Annotated in this window: 12 protein-coding genes; 6 read left to right on the plus strand and 6 right to left on the minus strand. The window is 66.2% G+C overall.

Annotated elements, in window-relative coordinates; translation table 11 throughout:
* Positions 1-90 precede the first annotated feature (90 nt).
* Entirely contained in the window at positions 91-1,905 is a 1,815-nt protein-coding gene (gene oadA / locus IB261_RS29790; RefSeq protein ID WP_081519101.1) for a sodium-extruding oxaloacetate decarboxylase subunit alpha, read from the minus strand.
* Positions 1,906-1,916: 11 nt separating this feature from the next.
* On the minus strand, positions 1,917-3,332 hold the full coding sequence (locus tag IB261_RS29795; protein WP_024766119.1) for an acetyl-CoA carboxylase biotin carboxylase subunit: 1,416 nt from the start codon (positions 3,330-3,332) through the stop codon (positions 1,917-1,919).
* A gap of 227 nt (positions 3,333-3,559) precedes the next feature.
* On the opposite strand from IB261_RS29795, the gene IB261_RS29800 reads away from it, so the two are divergent.
* On the plus strand, positions 3,560-4,495 hold the full coding sequence (locus IB261_RS29800) for a LysR family transcriptional regulator (RefSeq protein ID WP_138213613.1): 936 nt from the start codon (positions 3,560-3,562) through the stop codon (positions 4,493-4,495).
* Here the strand turns inward: IB261_RS29800 and IB261_RS29805 are convergent.
* A complete protein-coding gene (locus tag IB261_RS29805) occupies positions 4,449-4,664 on the minus strand; it encodes a PA3496 family putative envelope integrity protein (RefSeq protein WP_081519099.1) in 216 nt (71 codons plus the stop codon). The genes IB261_RS29800 and IB261_RS29805 overlap by 47 nt on opposite strands.
* A gap of 124 nt (positions 4,665-4,788) precedes the next feature.
* The gene (hexR, locus tag IB261_RS29810) at positions 4,789-5,673 is read right to left on the minus strand and encodes a transcriptional regulator HexR (RefSeq protein WP_045214017.1); all 885 of its coding nucleotides are present in this window, start codon (positions 5,671-5,673) and stop codon (positions 4,789-4,791) included.
* A gap of 90 nt (positions 5,674-5,763) precedes the next feature.
* On the opposite strand from hexR, the gene zwf reads away from it, so the two are divergent.
* On the plus strand, positions 5,764-7,239 hold the full coding sequence (gene zwf, locus IB261_RS29815) for a glucose-6-phosphate dehydrogenase (protein WP_192210519.1): 1,476 nt from the start codon (positions 5,764-5,766) through the stop codon (positions 7,237-7,239).
* A 220-nt stretch (positions 7,240-7,459) separates the two neighbouring features.
* On the plus strand, positions 7,460-8,863 hold the full coding sequence (trhP, locus tag IB261_RS29820; protein WP_192383541.1) for a prephenate-dependent tRNA uridine(34) hydroxylase TrhP: 1,404 nt from the start codon (positions 7,460-7,462) through the stop codon (positions 8,861-8,863).
* A 98-nt stretch (positions 8,864-8,961) separates the two neighbouring features.
* On the opposite strand, the gene IB261_RS29825 is transcribed toward trhP, so the two are convergent.
* The gene (locus IB261_RS29825) at positions 8,962-9,669 is read right to left on the minus strand and encodes a DUF3142 domain-containing protein (RefSeq protein ID WP_192383540.1); all 708 of its coding nucleotides are present in this window, start codon (positions 9,667-9,669) and stop codon (positions 8,962-8,964) included.
* 5 nt (positions 9,670-9,674) lie between these two features.
* Positions 9,675-11,852, minus strand: coding sequence for a PA5441 family protein (locus IB261_RS29830; RefSeq protein ID WP_192383539.1), 2,178 nt, complete (start codon positions 11,850-11,852; stop codon positions 9,675-9,677).
* A gap of 243 nt (positions 11,853-12,095) precedes the next feature.
* Here IB261_RS29830 and nirK point away from each other — a divergent pair, with 243 nt between their 5' ends.
* From nirK to IB261_RS29845, 3 genes are all read left to right on the plus strand, one after another.
* Positions 12,096-13,247: a copper-containing nitrite reductase gene (nirK, locus tag IB261_RS29835; protein WP_081519094.1), complete on the plus strand. Its 1,152-nt coding sequence runs from the start codon at positions 12,096-12,098 to the stop codon at positions 13,245-13,247.
* Positions 13,248-13,312: 65 nt separating this feature from the next.
* Positions 13,313-14,140, plus strand: coding sequence for an SUMF1/EgtB/PvdO family nonheme iron enzyme (locus IB261_RS29840; protein ID WP_081519093.1), 828 nt, complete (start codon positions 13,313-13,315; stop codon positions 14,138-14,140).
* A gap of 65 nt (positions 14,141-14,205) precedes the next feature.
* Positions 14,206-14,934, plus strand: a complete 729-nt coding sequence (locus IB261_RS29845; RefSeq protein WP_139791608.1) for a Crp/Fnr family transcriptional regulator — start codon at positions 14,206-14,208, stop codon at positions 14,932-14,934.
* Positions 14,935-14,963 lie beyond the last annotated feature (29 nt).

The following is a 14,963-nucleotide window of genomic DNA, read 5'->3' on the forward strand; positions in this document are numbered from 1 at the left end:
TGGCGCGACGCCGGAAATCCTCCAGGCAAAAAAAGGGGGAGCATCGTGCTCCCCCGTGGGACTGAACCTTAAAGACCCGTCTGTCCTTGGTCAGCCTTCAATTTCAACCAGGATCTCACCGGGGTTGACCCGGTCGCCCTTGGCTACGTGGATGGCCTTCACGGTGCCGGCGATGCCCGCCTGCACTTCGGTCTCCATCTTCATTGCTTCGGTGATCAGCACGGCCTGGCCGGCCTTCACGCTGTCGCCTTCCTTGACCAGCACATCGACGATGTTGCCCGGCATGGTGGTGCTGACGTGGCCCGGCTCGCTGGCCTGCTTGCGCTTGTTGCCGCCGCCGCCGATGAACTCGTTGAGCGGCTCGAACACCACCTCTTCGGGCATGCCATCCACCGACAGGTAGAAGTGGCGCTTGCCGTCGGTCTTCACGCCGACGCCGGTGATGTCCACGCGGTAGCTTTCGCCGTGCACGTCGACCACGAACTCGGTCGGTACGCCTTCACCGCCAGCAGCGGCCACGCCCTTGCCGTTGGGGATCGGCAGCAGCTCTTCGGGCTTCAGGGTGCCGGCGGCACGCTCTTCGAGGAACTTGCGGCCGATGTCCGGGAACATGGCGAAGGTCAGCACGTCCTCCTCGGACTTGGCCAGGCTGCCGATCTCTTCGCGCAGCTTGTTCAGCTCCGGCTTGAGCAGGTCGGCCGGGCGCACGTCGATGACTTCTTCGTTGCCGATGGCCTGGCGGCGCAGGGTTTCGTCGATCTTGCCCGGCGCCTTGCCGTAGCGGCCCTGCAGGTAGAGCTTCACTTCGTTGGTGATGGTCTTGTAGCGCTCGCCGGCCAGGACGTTGAAGAACGCCTGGGTGCCGACGATCTGCGAGGTCGGGGTGACCAGGGGCGGGAAGCCGAGGTCTTCGCGAACCCGCGGGATTTCCGCGAGCACTTCCGGCATGCGGTTCAGCGCGCCCTGTTCCTTGAGCTGGTTGGCCAGGTTGGAAATCATCCCGCCCGGAACCTGGTTGACCTGCACGCGGGTATCCACGCCGGTGAACTCGCTCTCGAACTGGTGGTACTTCTTGCGCACGGCGTGGAAGTACATGCCGATTTCCTGGATCAGCTCCAGGTCCAGGCCGGTGTCGAACGGGGTGTCGCGCAGGGCGGCAACCATCGACTCGGTGCCCGGGTGGCTGGTGCCCCAGGCCATGCTGGAGATGGCGGTGTCGATGCGGTCGGCGCCGTTTTCCACAGCCTTGAGCTGGCACATGCTGGCGACGCCGGCGGTGTCGTGGGAGTGCACGACCACGTCCAGCGGCAGCGCATCCTTCAGCGCCTTGACCAGCTCGCCGGTGGCGTAGGGGGTCAGCAGGCCGGCCATGTCCTTGATGGCGATGGAGTCCACGCCCATGTCGGCCATGGCTTTGCCCTGGGCAACGAAGGCGTCGATGGTATGCACCGGGCTGGTGGTGTAGGCGATGGTGCCCTGGGCGTGCTTGCCGGCGGCCTTCACGGCCTCGATGGAGACGCGCAGGTTACGCACGTCGTTCATCGCGTCGAAGATGCGGAACACGTCGATGCCGTTGACCGCCGCCTTGGCGACGAAGGCACGCACCACGTCATCGCTGTAGTGGCGGTAGCCGAGCAGGTTCTGCCCGCGCAGGAGCATCTGCAGGCGGGTATTGGGCAGCGCGGCCTTGAGCTTGCGCAGGCGCTCCCACGGGTCTTCCTTGAGGAAGCGCACGCAGGCGTCGAAGGTGGCGCCGCCCCAGACTTCCAGCGACCAGTAGCCGACCTGGTCGAGCTTGTCGCAGATCGGCAGCATGTCTTCGGTGCGCATCCGGGTCGCCAGCAGCGACTGGTGGGCGTCGCGCAGGATGGTATCGGTGACGGTGACTTTCTTGGAAACGGTCATGTACGAATTCCTCACAGGCCAGCGTGGGCGGCAATGGCGGTAGCGATGGCGATGGCCAGGTGCGACGGGGTGCGCTTGATGGAGTACTGGGTCAGTTCCGGGTGGCTTTCGACGAAGCTGGTGTTGAACTGGCCATTACGGAATTCCGGGTTCTTGAGGATTTCCTGGTAGTAGGCGGCGGTGGTCTTCACGCCCTGCACGCGCATGTCGTCCAGCGCACGCAGGCCACGGTCCAGCGCCTCTTCCCAGGTCAGCGCCCAGACCACCAGCTTCAGGCACATCGAGTCGTAGTACGGCGGGATGGTGTAGCCGGTGTAGATCGCCGTGTCGGTGCGCACGCCAGGGCCGCCGGGCGCGTAGTAGCGGGTGATCTTGCCGAAGGACGGCAGGAAGTTGTTCTTCGGGTCTTCGGCGTTGATCCGGAACTGCAACGCGAAGCCACGGTGGATGATGTCTTCCTGCTTGACCGAGAGCGGCAGGCCGGAGGCCACGCGGATCTGCTCGCGGACGATGTCGATGCCGGTGATTTCCTCGGTGATGGTGTGTTCCACCTGCACGCGGGTATTCATCTCCATGAAGTACACCTCGCCATCGGCGAGCAGGAACTCCACGGTGCCGGCGTTCTCGTAGCCCACGGCCTTCGCCGCGCGCACGGAGAGGTCACCGATGTAGGCACGCTGCTCGGGGGTGAGCTGCGGGCTGGGGGCGATCTCGATCAGTTTCTGGTTGCGGCGCTGGATCGAGCAGTCGCGCTCGAACAGGTGCACGGTGTTGCCGAAGGAGTCGGCGAGAATCTGCGCCTCGATGTGCTTCGGGTTGACGATGCACTTCTCGAGGAAGACTTCCGCGCTGCCGAAGGCCTTGGTGGCTTCGGAGATCACGCGGGGGAAATTCTGCTCCAGCTCTTCGCGGCTGTTGCAGCGGCGGATGCCGCGGCCGCCACCGCCGGAGGTGGCCTTGAGCATCACCGGGTAGCCGATGCGCTCGGCTTCGGAGAGAGCTTCGGCCAGGTCGGCGACGTTGCCTTCGGTGCCGGGGGTGCAGGGCACGCCGGCGGCGATCATGCTGCGGCGCGCTTCGGTCTTGTCGCCCATGCGGCGGATGACTTCCGCAGAGGGGCCGATGAACTTGATCCCGCGTTCGGCGCAGATATCGGCCAGCTCGGCGTTCTCGGAGAGGAAGCCGTAGCCCGGGTGGAGGGCGTCGCAGCCGGTTTCCACCGCCAGGTTCACCAGGGCGCGGGGGTTCAGGTAACCCGCCAGCGGATCGGCGCCCAGGCTGTGGGCTTCGTCGGCGCGCTTGACGTGCAGGGCGTGACGGTCGGCATCGGAATAGACGGCCACCGAACGGATGCCCATCTCGGCGCAGGCGCGCACGATCCGGACAGCGATCTCCCCACGGTTGGCGATCAGGATTTTCTTGATCACTGCGGCTTTCCCTCGGCCCGGGCCTTTTGGACCCCGGCGTAAAAACCCATCGGCAGCTCCGGTCGCGGCAGCTGGCTCTCTCGGCCGGAGCGGGTTCCGGCGTGTTTTTACCCTAGCGCGGGAGGGAGGATTAACCAAAATCAATAATTATTGGGGTAGCCATAAAGAATGCTTTATAGTTGAGCGGAAATGTCGCGATCAGGCCGTGTTCTATGCGTAAGTCATTGATGCGTATGACCCTTCGCCAACTGCAGGTTTTCCGTGCGGTGTGCGAAAGCCGTTCCTACAGCCGCGCCGCGGAGGAAATGGCCCTGACCCAGCCGGCGGTCAGCCTGCAGATCCGCCAGCTGGAAGAACTGGTCGGCCAGCCGCTGTTCGAGTACATCGGCAAGAAGCTCTACCAGACCGATGCCGCCGACGCCCTGCTGCGCGCCACCACCGACATCTTCCAGCGCCTGGAAGTGCTGGACATGAACCTCTCCGACCTCAAGGGCTCGCTGCAGGGCCAACTGCGCCTGGCAGTGGAATCGAGCGCCAAGTACATCACCCCGCACCTGTTCGCCGCCTTCCACGCGCAGCACCCTGACGTCAGCCTGAACCTCACGGTGGTCAACCGCGCCCAGGTGATCAAACGCCTGTCGGACAACCGCGACGACCTGGTGATCATGTCCCTGGTGCCGCAGGACATGGCGCTGGAATTCCTGCCCTTCCTGAACAACCCCATTGTGGCCGTGGCGCCGCCGGACCATCCGCTGTGCAACGCCGCGAAGCTTTCGCTGAAGGACCTGGAGCCCTACCCGCTGCTGATCCGCGAGCCCGGCTCGGGCACGCGCAAGGCCTGCGAGGAACATTTCCAGCAGAAGCGCGCGCACTTCCCGCAGACGCTGGAGTTCGCCTCGCTGGAAGGTTCACGCGAAGGAGTGCTGGCGGGTCTGGGACTGGCGCTGCTGCCGCGCCACGCGGTGAGCCGCGAGCTGCAATCCGGGCTGCTGCATGAGCTGCCGGTGGAAGAACTGCCGCTCTACCGCAGCTGGTGTCTGGTGCACGCCCGCGGCAAGCGCCTGAGCCCGGTGGCCCAGGCGTTCGTCGCCTTCATCCGTGAAGAGCGGGCGCTGATCAGCCAGCTGGCCGAACGCTTCGCCGGCCCGCCTTCGCCGAAGTGAGGTAGGCGGCCGCGATCAGGTCGGGGTAATCGGAGGTTTCGAGGGCGAGGCGCTGGGCCTCCATGCGGTCCTCGATGGCGCGACGGAACTGCATGCGGCGCTGGTCTTCGAGCTTGCGGCGGGTCTTGCTATCCACTTGGAGCTGGGTGTCGTCGATATGGCGGGGCATCTCGCATCTCCCAAGGCCTAAGGGCTGGAGACGCCAGCATGCTGACGACGGATGACCGTTTGACGACGTGGTGGTGAAGCCCCGGTGACGCCGACGGGCGGTCGGCGACACCGTCAGGGACGGATCAGGACGCCTCTTCCGGGCGCTCCTCGTGGTTCTTCACCACCTTCGGCGACAGGCGCAGGCTGCGCAGGCTGCGCTTCACGCTCTTGAGGTGATTCACCAGGTCCGGGCCGCGAGCCATGGCCACGCCCATCGCCAGCACGTCGATCACCACCAGGTGAGCGATACGCGAGGTCAGCGGGGTGTAGATATCGGTGTCTTCGTGGACATCCACCGCCAGGTTCACCGTGGCCAGGTCCGCCAGCGGGGTCTGGCTGGGGCACAGGGTGATCAGCGTGGCACCGGCTTCGCGCACCAGGTTGGCGGTCACCAGCAGGTCCTTGGAGCGGCCGGACTGGGAGATGCAGATCGCCACGTCCGAGGGCTTCAGGGTTACCGCCGACATGGCCTGCATGTGCGGGTCCGAGTAGGCCGCCGCCGACAGCAGCAGGCGGAAGAACTTGTGCTGGGCGTCCGCCGCCACCGCGCCGGAGGCGCCGAAGCCGTAGAACTCGACGCGCTGGGCATGGGCGATGGCCGCGATGGCGCGCTCCAGGGCATGGGTGTCGAGGTTCTCGCGCACTTCCATCAGCGAGTGCAGGGTGGTGTCGAAGATCTTCAGGCTGAAGTCCGCCACCGAGTCGCTTTCGTTGATCGAGAACTGGCCGAAACTGGCGCCGGCGGCCAGGCTCTGCGCCAGCTTGAGCTTGAGGTCCTGGAAGCCGGTGCAACCGATGGCGCGGCAGAAGCGCACGATGGTCGGCTCGCTGACGCCCACGCTGTGGGCGAGGTCTGCCATGGAGCTGTGCATGACCGATGCAGGGTCCTGCATCACGTGATCGGCAACCTTGAGCTCCGACTTGCGGAGCAGATGACGCGACTGGGCAATGTGCTGCAAAAGGTTCACAGGGATAGGCTCGGTGATAGTTGTCTGAAATTTATGTAGTCTTGTTGTAGTTATACTACAAAACTAACCGCCACGCCCAGGGAATAAGTCTTGAATACGCCCGCCAGCCTTAGTCTTCCCAGCTCCTGCGACATTCTGGTGTTCGGCGGCAGCGGTGACCTGGCGCTGCACAAGCTGCTGCCGGCGCTCTACCACCTGCACCGGGAGAATCGCCTGCCGGCCGACACGCGGATCTTCGCCCTCGCCCGCAGCCAGCGCGACAACGCCGCCTACCTCGCCCTGGCCGAACGCAACTGCCGCGCCCAGGTGGCGCGCAGCGACTTTTCCGCCGAGGCCTGGCGCAGTTTCGCCCAGCGCCTGGAATACGTGGCGATGGACGCCTCCCAGAGCGCCGACTTCGGCCGCGTGGCCAAGGCCCTCAAGCGCACGGACGGCCGGGTGCTGGTGCACTACCTGGCCACCGCACCGAGCCTGTTCGCGCCGATTGCGCAGAACCTGAAGATCGCCGGTCTCGCCGGGCCGCTGGCGCGCATCGTGCTCGAAAAGCCGCTGGGGCATTCGCTGGAGTCGGCGGTGGCGATCAACCAGGCCATCGGCGAAGTATTCGACGAGTCGCGGGTGTTCCGCATCGATCACTACCTGGGCAAGGAAACCGTGCAGAACCTGATGGCCCTGCGCTTCGCCAACACCCTGTTCGAGCCGGTGTGGCGCAACGGGCACATCGACCACGTTCAGATCACGGTCAGCGAAACCCTGGGCGTGGAGAACCGCGGCAGCTACTACGACCATGCCGGGGCCATGCGCGACATGGTGCAGAACCATCTGCTGCAGCTGCTCTGCCTGGTGACCATGGAGGCGCCGGTGCGCTTCGACGCCGAAGCGGTGCGCAACGAGAAGGTGAAGATTCTCCAGGCGCTCCGGCCGATTTCCGGGCAGGACGTACAGGACAAGACCGTGCGCGGCCAATACACCGCCGGGCACATCGGCGGGCAGGAAGTGCCGGCCTACTGGTTCGAGAAAAATGTCGACAACGACAGCGATACGGAGACCTTCGTCGCCGTTCAGGCAGAGATCGACAACTGGCGCTGGAGCGGCGTGCCGTTCTACCTGCGCACCGGCAAACGCATGGCGAAGAAGTGCTCGGAGATCGTCATCCAGTTCAAGCCGGTGCCCAACAGCCTGATCGGCAGCGGTGCCGGCGCGGCCAACCGCCTGTGGATAAGACTGCAGCCGGAGGAGCGCATCAGCGTGCAGCTGATGGCCAAGACCCCCGGCAAGGGCATGCAGCTGGAACCGGTGGAGCTGGACCTCAACCTCGCCCAGGCCTTCAGCACCAACAAGCGCCGCTGGGACGCCTACGAACGCTTGCTGCTGGACGTGATCGAGGGCGACTCGACGCTGTTCATGCGCCGCGACGAGGTGGAAGCGGCCTGGAGCTGGGTCGACCCGATCATCAAGGGCTGGCACGAGCACTACCTGAGCCCGCGCCCCTACCCCGCCGGCAGCAACGGGCCGGAACCGGCGCAGACGCTGCTGGAGCTGCAGGGGCGGCGCTGGCTGGAGTGATGCACCGCGCCGATCTCACCGGATGAACACGACGTAGGATGGGTGGAGCGCAGCGATACCCATGCTGCCGGCGCGAGGTATTGATGGGTATCGCTTCGCTCCACACCATCCTACGAAGAGCCTGACGGCGCGGATAGCGCATCCGTTGACCTCGCTCAGCACGCGCAGCCCGCGGATTTCCTAGAGTGGCGGCCTTTTTCCCACTACCCGCTGCGCCGCCATGTCCCCCACGCCGTTTTCCCCCGAACTGCTCTGCCCCGCCGGCTCGCTGAAGAGCCTGCGCCACGCCTTCGCCTATGGCGCCGATGCCGTCTACGCCGGCCAGCCACGCTACAGCCTGCGGGTGCGCAACAACGAGTTCGACCACGCCAACCTCGCCACCGGCATCCACGAGGCCCACGCCCAGGGCAAGCGCCTCTACGTGGTGGTCAACATCGCCCCGCACAACGCCAAGCTGAAGACCTTCCTGCAGGACGTGGAGTCGGTGATCGCCCTTGGCCCGGATGCGCTGATCATGTCCGATCCCGGCCTGATCATGCTGGTTCGCCAGCATTTCCCCGAGGTTGATATCCATCTCTCGGTGCAGGCCAACGCGGTGAACTGGGCCAGCGTGGAATTCTGGCGCCAGCAGGGGCTCAAGCGGGTGATCCTGTCCCGCGAGCTGTCGCTGGAGGAAATCGGCGAAATCCGTGAGCGCGTGCCGGGCATGGAGCTGGAAGTCTTCGTCCACGGTGCGCTGTGCATGGCCTACTCCGGGCGCTGCCTGCTGTCGGGCTACATCAACCGCCGCGACCCCAACCAGGGCACCTGCACCAACGCCTGCCGCTGGGAATACCAGACCCACGCTGCCCATGAGGACGAGCTGGGCCACGCGGTGCGCAACGTCGAACCGACCCTGGGCATCGGCGCGCCGACGAAGGAAATCGTCCTGCTCGAAGAAAGCAACCGCCCCGGCGAGCTGATGGAGGCGTACGAGGACGAGCACGGCACCTACATCATGAACTCCAAGGACCTGCGAGCCATCCAGCACGTGCAACGTTTGACGCAGATGGGTGTGCATTCGCTGAAGATCGAAGGTCGGACCAAGTCCCACTACTACGTTGCGCGCACTGCCCAGGCCTACCGCAAGGCCATCGACGATGCCGTCGCCGGGCGCGCCTTCGACCTCGGCCTGATGGACACCCTGGAGTCCCTCGCCCACCGCGGCTACACCGAGGGCTTCCTGCGCCGCCATGTGCACGACGAGTACCAGAACTACCAGTACGGCCACTCGCTGTCCGAGCGCCAGCAGTTCGTCGGCGAGTTCACCGGCGAGCGCCGAAATGGGCTGGCCGAGGTGCGGGTGAAGAACCGTTTCGAGATGGGCGACAGCGTCGAACTGATGACCCCGGCGGGCAACCGCACCTTCCGCCTGCACGCACTGGAGAACAACCGCGGCGAATCCATCGGCGTCGCGCCCGGCGACGGGCATGTGGTCTACCTCCCACTACCCGAGGAGCTGGACCTGCAATACGCGCTGCTGATGCGCAACCTGAAGGGCGGCTCGACCCGCGATGCGCGGGAACCGGCGGCAGCTGGCGGTTGCGGGAGCGATTGCGGAAAGTGCGGGTGTGGCGGGAACTGACTGACCGCCGGAGTTTCCCTGCAGGAGCGGGCCATGCCCGTGATCGCGCCCGTGGGGCGCCCCTGCAGGGGAGCCCTGCGCAATTCCGACCTGCGCTGCTAAGGGTTCTGCAGGAACACCACATACCCCCTGAACCACCGGCTCTTCGCCAGGTAGGCCGGTGCCTGCCATTCCCCGTATTGCGCCAGTCCGATGCGGAAGGGCAGTTGCAGGCGCGCCACGCGCGGCAGGTAAGCCTGGTAGTTGGGGATGGTCTGGCGCCCCTGGTAGGTCTGTACCACCACTTCGTCCACCACGCCGGCCAGGCGGTTGATGGTCTCAGGCGCAGCGTTGCTGCCCCAGTCCATCAGCCCGGTGATGCTCAGCTTGCAGCCCGCAGGCAGGCGCGTGCGCAGGTCCTGGAGGAAGTCGACGTACTCGTTCAGGTAGCGCGTGCGCGCATCGAAGTCGATCTGCACGCCGACCACCGGATTGCCGGCGGCTCGCCAGCGCCGCAGTTGCGAGAGCAGGGTGCGGTAGATGTCTTCGTTCCAGCGCAAGGTGTGGGCGCGGTAGACCACCCACACCTCGCCCTGTTTCAGGCGCGGGATGGCGATGCCCTGGGCGATCAGCCGGGTGCGACCATCGCTATGGCGCGGCGCGCTGACCTGCCCCTGCAGGACGTAAAGAGTGCGTGCCTGGGCCAGCACGGGCTGGGGCGCGACGCCGCTCCAGAGCCAGAACGCGTCGTGGTCCGCGGCGTCCACGCCGGCCGCCGGGGCGTTGCCCGCGAGCAACGCCAGCGCCAGGGCCAGCACGCGCCGCACGGGGCTTACCAGTAGTACTTCAGGGACTTCGCCCAGGGCGTGGCGGAGTACTGGCCCTTGAGGGTGCGGAACCACTGCTTGCGCTGCGACGGGGCGATGTCCTGGCTGCCGCAGCCGTTATAACCGCTGGGCGCGAAGCAGTTGATGGCGCGGAACAGCGCGTAGGCGCGGTCCTCTTCCACGGCCTGCTTGTCGGCGATGACCTTGAGGTAGCCGTCCATGCGCGAGTAGGCCGTCCCGGGGAACAACGATTCGCCGCCGCCCAGTTCGCGCTCGCTGGGCTGGGTATCCAGCGGGAAGCCGTCCAGGCCGTTGCGCAGGATGAACTCGCCGAGGCAGTTCAGCGCCTTGGGCGGCTGCGGGTTCTGCAGCAGGTCGCGGGCGACGTCGACGATGGCCGGGCATTCGTAGCCGCTGTCGTTCTTGCCGCCCGGCCACTGGAACAGCGACAGCGGCATGCTGCCGTAGAGGTAGCCGATGCTCGCGCCCAGCGGCTTGCCGCTGCCGTCGGTGGGCAACAGCGCGAGGTCGTCGATATAGGCCTGGTACTGACCGTGCAGCAGGTCCTTGTAGAGCAGCGCGAACAGCGCGGTATCGCGCTCCTCCACCGAGATGCTGGTGGATTTCGCCTGCTGGCGCAGCAGGTCGGGGCCGGCGACATGGCGCAGGAGAATCTCGCGGATGATCGGCGTATGCACCGGCGAGCCTTCGGCGAAGACCTTCACCAGACGGTCGCTGCGCTCGTAGTTGAAAGCCAGCGCCAGCTCCAGCTGTTCGCGCTGCAGCGGTTGCTCGGCGAGCGGCAGCAGGCGTAGCCAGAGCTTCTCGGCGGCGATCCAGTCATTGCCGGCTTCCAGGGCGAAGCCCCGCAGGGCCTGCTGGCTGAAGGCAAGGTAATCGAGCTTGGCCGGCAGCTCTTCGGGCAGGGATTTCAGTGCCTCGGCGGGCTTTTCCTCGACGTACAGCAGGAAGGCCGCCGTCAGGTAGTCGTGCAGGCCGGGGTACTTGGCGAACAGGTCCTTCTGCGCGGCCAGCCCGGCGGCGTCGAGGGCGCGGGGCTCGTTGGGTTCGTGGTGGCGCATCTGCATCAGGTCGAGCACCGCCAGCAGGCGCGCGTCGCGCACGTCGGCCGGATGGGCGGTGACCAGCAGCTTGTTGTCGACTTCCTGAACCAGTTGGGCGAGGTCATCGGCATCCTCGCGGGCGAACAGTTCGGCGTACTCGCCAGCCAGTCGGCTTTCATCGCTCATCAGCCAGTAGACGCGGCGCGTCAGGCCCTTGGCCGAAGCGCTGTACCGGCCCTGTGGATAAGCCTTGAGGTAGTCGCCCAGCGCAGTGTCGGCCTGGGCGAGGATTTTCTTGTCGACCTTGCGCAGATCCGGGTAGCCCATCTCGTCGAAGGCGTTCTGCTGCGCCTGGTTGAGCAGGGCACGGGCGACCATGTAGCGCGAGGTTTCCTTCAGCCAGGGCTGGTCGCTGTCCTGCAGGGCGCGGAAGGATTTCAGCGCGTCGCCGAAACGCCCGCTGTAGAAGTCCGCGGCGCCCTTGAGGTAGCTGCGGTAGGCCAAGGCCTGCGCGCTCTGCAGGTCACCCGGCAGCAGCACGCTGAGCTGGGTTTCGTCCCACTGGCAGGCGCCCAGCAGGGTCAGGCGCGCGCGGGCCAGGTCCTGGCGTTCGGCGGCGGAAAGGCTGTCGACCAGCAACAGCTGGCTGAGGAAGTCCTGGGCGGTGCCCGCGTTGTTGCTGCGGCAGCGACTGCCTTCGCCGCTGGCGAAGCTGTCCGCGGAGGATTGCACGGCATCCGCCGGCAGGCCGATACGCGCGGCGAGGTCGGCCAGCGGTGCGGTGCTGGCAGCGCTGGCGCTGTCGGTCGAATCCCCTGGCGCGGCACCTTCCAGCCAGCGCGCCAGCGGGAACGGCACCTGGCCGTAGCCCAGTTGCTGCTCATCGTCGGTCAGCGCGCGATTGGGAATGCTGGCCTGGCCGGCGTCGGCCAGCAGCAGCTGCAGGTTGACCCGGCTGTCGTTGCCCGGGCTGAGGAACGGCAAGCTGTTGCACACGTCCAGCGAGTCGCGCTTGAGGTTCCAGCTCGGGTAGCAGGAGTCGTCGCTGCTCGCGCGCGCTTCCTGCACGCCAAGGCAGCCGGTGATCAGGGCCAGCAGGGTCAGTCCGTACAGACGCATGAATGATCCTTGTCCGTTGCAGCCCGCACGCCGGGCCGGAATTCAGAGCAGGAAGAATCTTACCTCGCCGCGCCCGGTCTTGCCCGCCTGCATGGGTACAAGACTGTAAACGCGATCTACCGCACAACAGAGCCTGCGACACGTTGTCCAGCTGATTCCTTCTTTGTTCCGGCTCAAAGAAGGAATCTGCCGACCGGGTATTTCTGTAGCCAACGACAGTTCGTCGATTACGGAGAATTACCCATGTTTGATCAGGAAGAAATTTCGCTTTCCCGCCGCACTCTGCTGGCCGGCGCCGTGGTGCTGGGCGTTACCGGCAGCATGCTCGGCAGCGGAAAGGCCATGGCCGACGGGGAGGCAGCGCCGAAGAACATGGGTCCGGCCCTGGACCTCTCGAAGCTGGAGCACGTCCAGGTCGAGCTGGTCGCTCCGCCCTTCGTCCATGCCCATGAACAGCGCGCCAAGGGCAAGCCCAAGGTCGTGCAGTTCCGCATGGTGATCGAGGAGAAGAAGCTGGTCATCGACGACGATGGCACCGAGATCCACGCCATGACCTTCAACGGCTCGGTGCCCGGGCCGATGATGGTGGTACACCAGGATGACTACCTGGAACTCACCCTGGTCAACCCGGCGACCAACACCCTGACCCACAACATCGACTTCCATGCCTCCACCGGCGCCCTGGGCGGCGGCGCGCTGACCATCATCCAGCCCGGCGAGGAAGTGAAGCTGCGCTTCAAGGCCACCCGCCCCGGCGTGTTCGTCTACCACTGCGCTCCAGGCGGCGCGATGATCCCGTGGCACGTGGTCTCGGGCATGAACGGCGCGATCATGGTGCTGCCGCGCGACGGCCTGAAGGACCGCGAAGGCAAGTCCCTGAAGTACGACAAGGTGGTCTACATCGGCGAGCAGGACTACTACGTCCCGCGTGACAAGGACGGCAAGTTCAAGCGCTACGGCACGCCGATGGAAAGCTACAACGACATGCAGGAAGTCATGAAGGGGCTGATCCCCAGCCACATCGTGTTCAACGGCAAGGTCGGCGCCCTCACCGGCAAGAACGCGCTCAAGGCCAACGTCGGCGAGACCGTGCTGATCGTCCACTCCCAGGCCAACCGCGATACCCGCCCGCACCTCATCGGCGGCCATGGCGACCACGTCTGGGCCACCGGCAAGTTCCACAACCCGCCGGAGGAAGACCTGGAAACCTGGTTCATCCCGGGCGGCGCGGCCGGTGCGGCGCTGTACACCTTCCTGCAGCCGGGCCTGTACACCTACCTCAACCACAACCTCATCGAGGCTGTGCTGCTGGGCGCTGCGGCGCACATCCAGGTCGAAGGCCAATGGAACAACGACCTGATGAGCCAGATCCAGCCACCGACTGCGATCAAGTAAGCCCCGAGGCCGGCCCATCCGGGCCGGCCCTTTCCCCCTAATCGATACCGGCGACCAGGCAGACCATGCGCAAGACCATCCTGATCGGCGTACCCGCCGTACTGCTGCTGGGCGGGGCCCTCCTCCTGCTGCGGCCTCAGTACGCACCAGAGCTAGCACCACAAACCGTGCGGCTCGAGCCCCGCGACTTCGACTTCCGCCCGGCGGGCGACTACTGGCTGGAAAAGCAGGCGGTGGATGCGCCGTCGCAGCGTGAGCACCTGTCCCCGCGCTTCGAAGTCATGAAATTCCAGGTCAGCCAGGGCGAATACGCCCGCTGCGTGGCCGAGGGCGATTGCCTGGCGCTGGACAACCTGGCACTGGACAACAGCGCTCCCCGCGACGACCTGCCCCTGACCGGTGCCAGCCTGCTGGACGCGCAGCTCTACGCCGACTGGCTGTCCAAACGCACCGGCCAGCAATGGCGGCTGCCGACCGACCGCGAGTGGGCCTTCTTCGCCGGCACGCGCTGGGCCGACGATGCCCTGCGCATCGAAGACGATGATGGCAGCAACCCTGCCCGACGCTGGCTGGCTCGCTACCGCCTGGAAGCGGAGACCCGTACCAGCGCCTCGGCGCTGCCCCAGGCGCGCGGCAACCACGGGCTGAACGAATACGGCGTGGCCGACCTGGGCGGCAACGTCTGGGAGTGGACCCAGAGCTGCCACCAGCGGGTCAACCTCGACGCCCAGGGCACCCAGACCCACCGCGCCGAGTACTGCTCGATCCGCATCGCCGAAGGGCGCCATCGCGCGGCGATCAACGACTTCGTCCGCGATGCCCGCGGCGGCGGCTGCAGCGCCGGCCAGCCACCGGACAACCTCGGTTTCCGCCTGGTCAGAGATATCCCTTGATTCCCCTCAAGTTTCGTCGCAGCGCTTAACCGTTATGCTGCGGCGAACCGACGGGAATCACTGCCGTGACCGCTGATATCTCGCTGAACCGCGCCTGGCTGGGCAGCTTGCCGCCATTCGCCAACAGCAGCCGCGAGGAACAGGACGACATCCTCCGCCAGGCCAGCATCCTGCGCCTGAACAGCGGCGTGGCCGTGTTCGAGCAAGGCTCGCCGGCGACCAGCTTCTACCTGCTGGTGCACGGCCGGCTCAAAGCCACCCAGCTCACCGGCGACGGCCAGCGCGTGCTGGTGCGCGTGGTCAATCCGGGCGATCTGTTCGGCTTCGTCCGCGCCCTCGGCCGGCGCGACTACCCCGCCACCGCCACGGCCAGCCAGGACAGCCTGGTCCTGGCCTGGCCCACCGGCCAGTGGGAACCCCTGCTCGCCCGCCACCCCGGCTTCGCCCTGAACACCGTGCAGGCCATCGGCGAGCGCCTGCAGGAAGCCCACGTGCGCTTCTGCGAGCTGGCCACCGAAGAGGTCGAACGGCGCGTCGCCCACACCGTGTTGCGCCTGGTGCAGCAGTCAGGTCGACCGGAGGCCGACGGCATCCGCATCGATTTCCCGGTCACCCGCCAGGACATCGCCGAGATGACCGGCACCACCCTGCACACCGTCTCGCGCATCCTGAGCGCCTGGGAAGACCGCGGCCTGGTGGTCGGCGGCCGGCAGAAGCTGCTGGTGTGCAACCCGCAGCAATTGATGCGGGTCGCCGGCGGCGACGAGCGGGAAGTGGTGCACGAGGGCGCTTGACTGCAATCAAGGAGACCGGCGCGCCGCTT

Source organism: Pseudomonas sp. PDM20, assembly GCF_014852575.3.
Taxonomy (GTDB): Bacteria; Pseudomonadota; Gammaproteobacteria; order Pseudomonadales; family Pseudomonadaceae; genus Pseudomonas.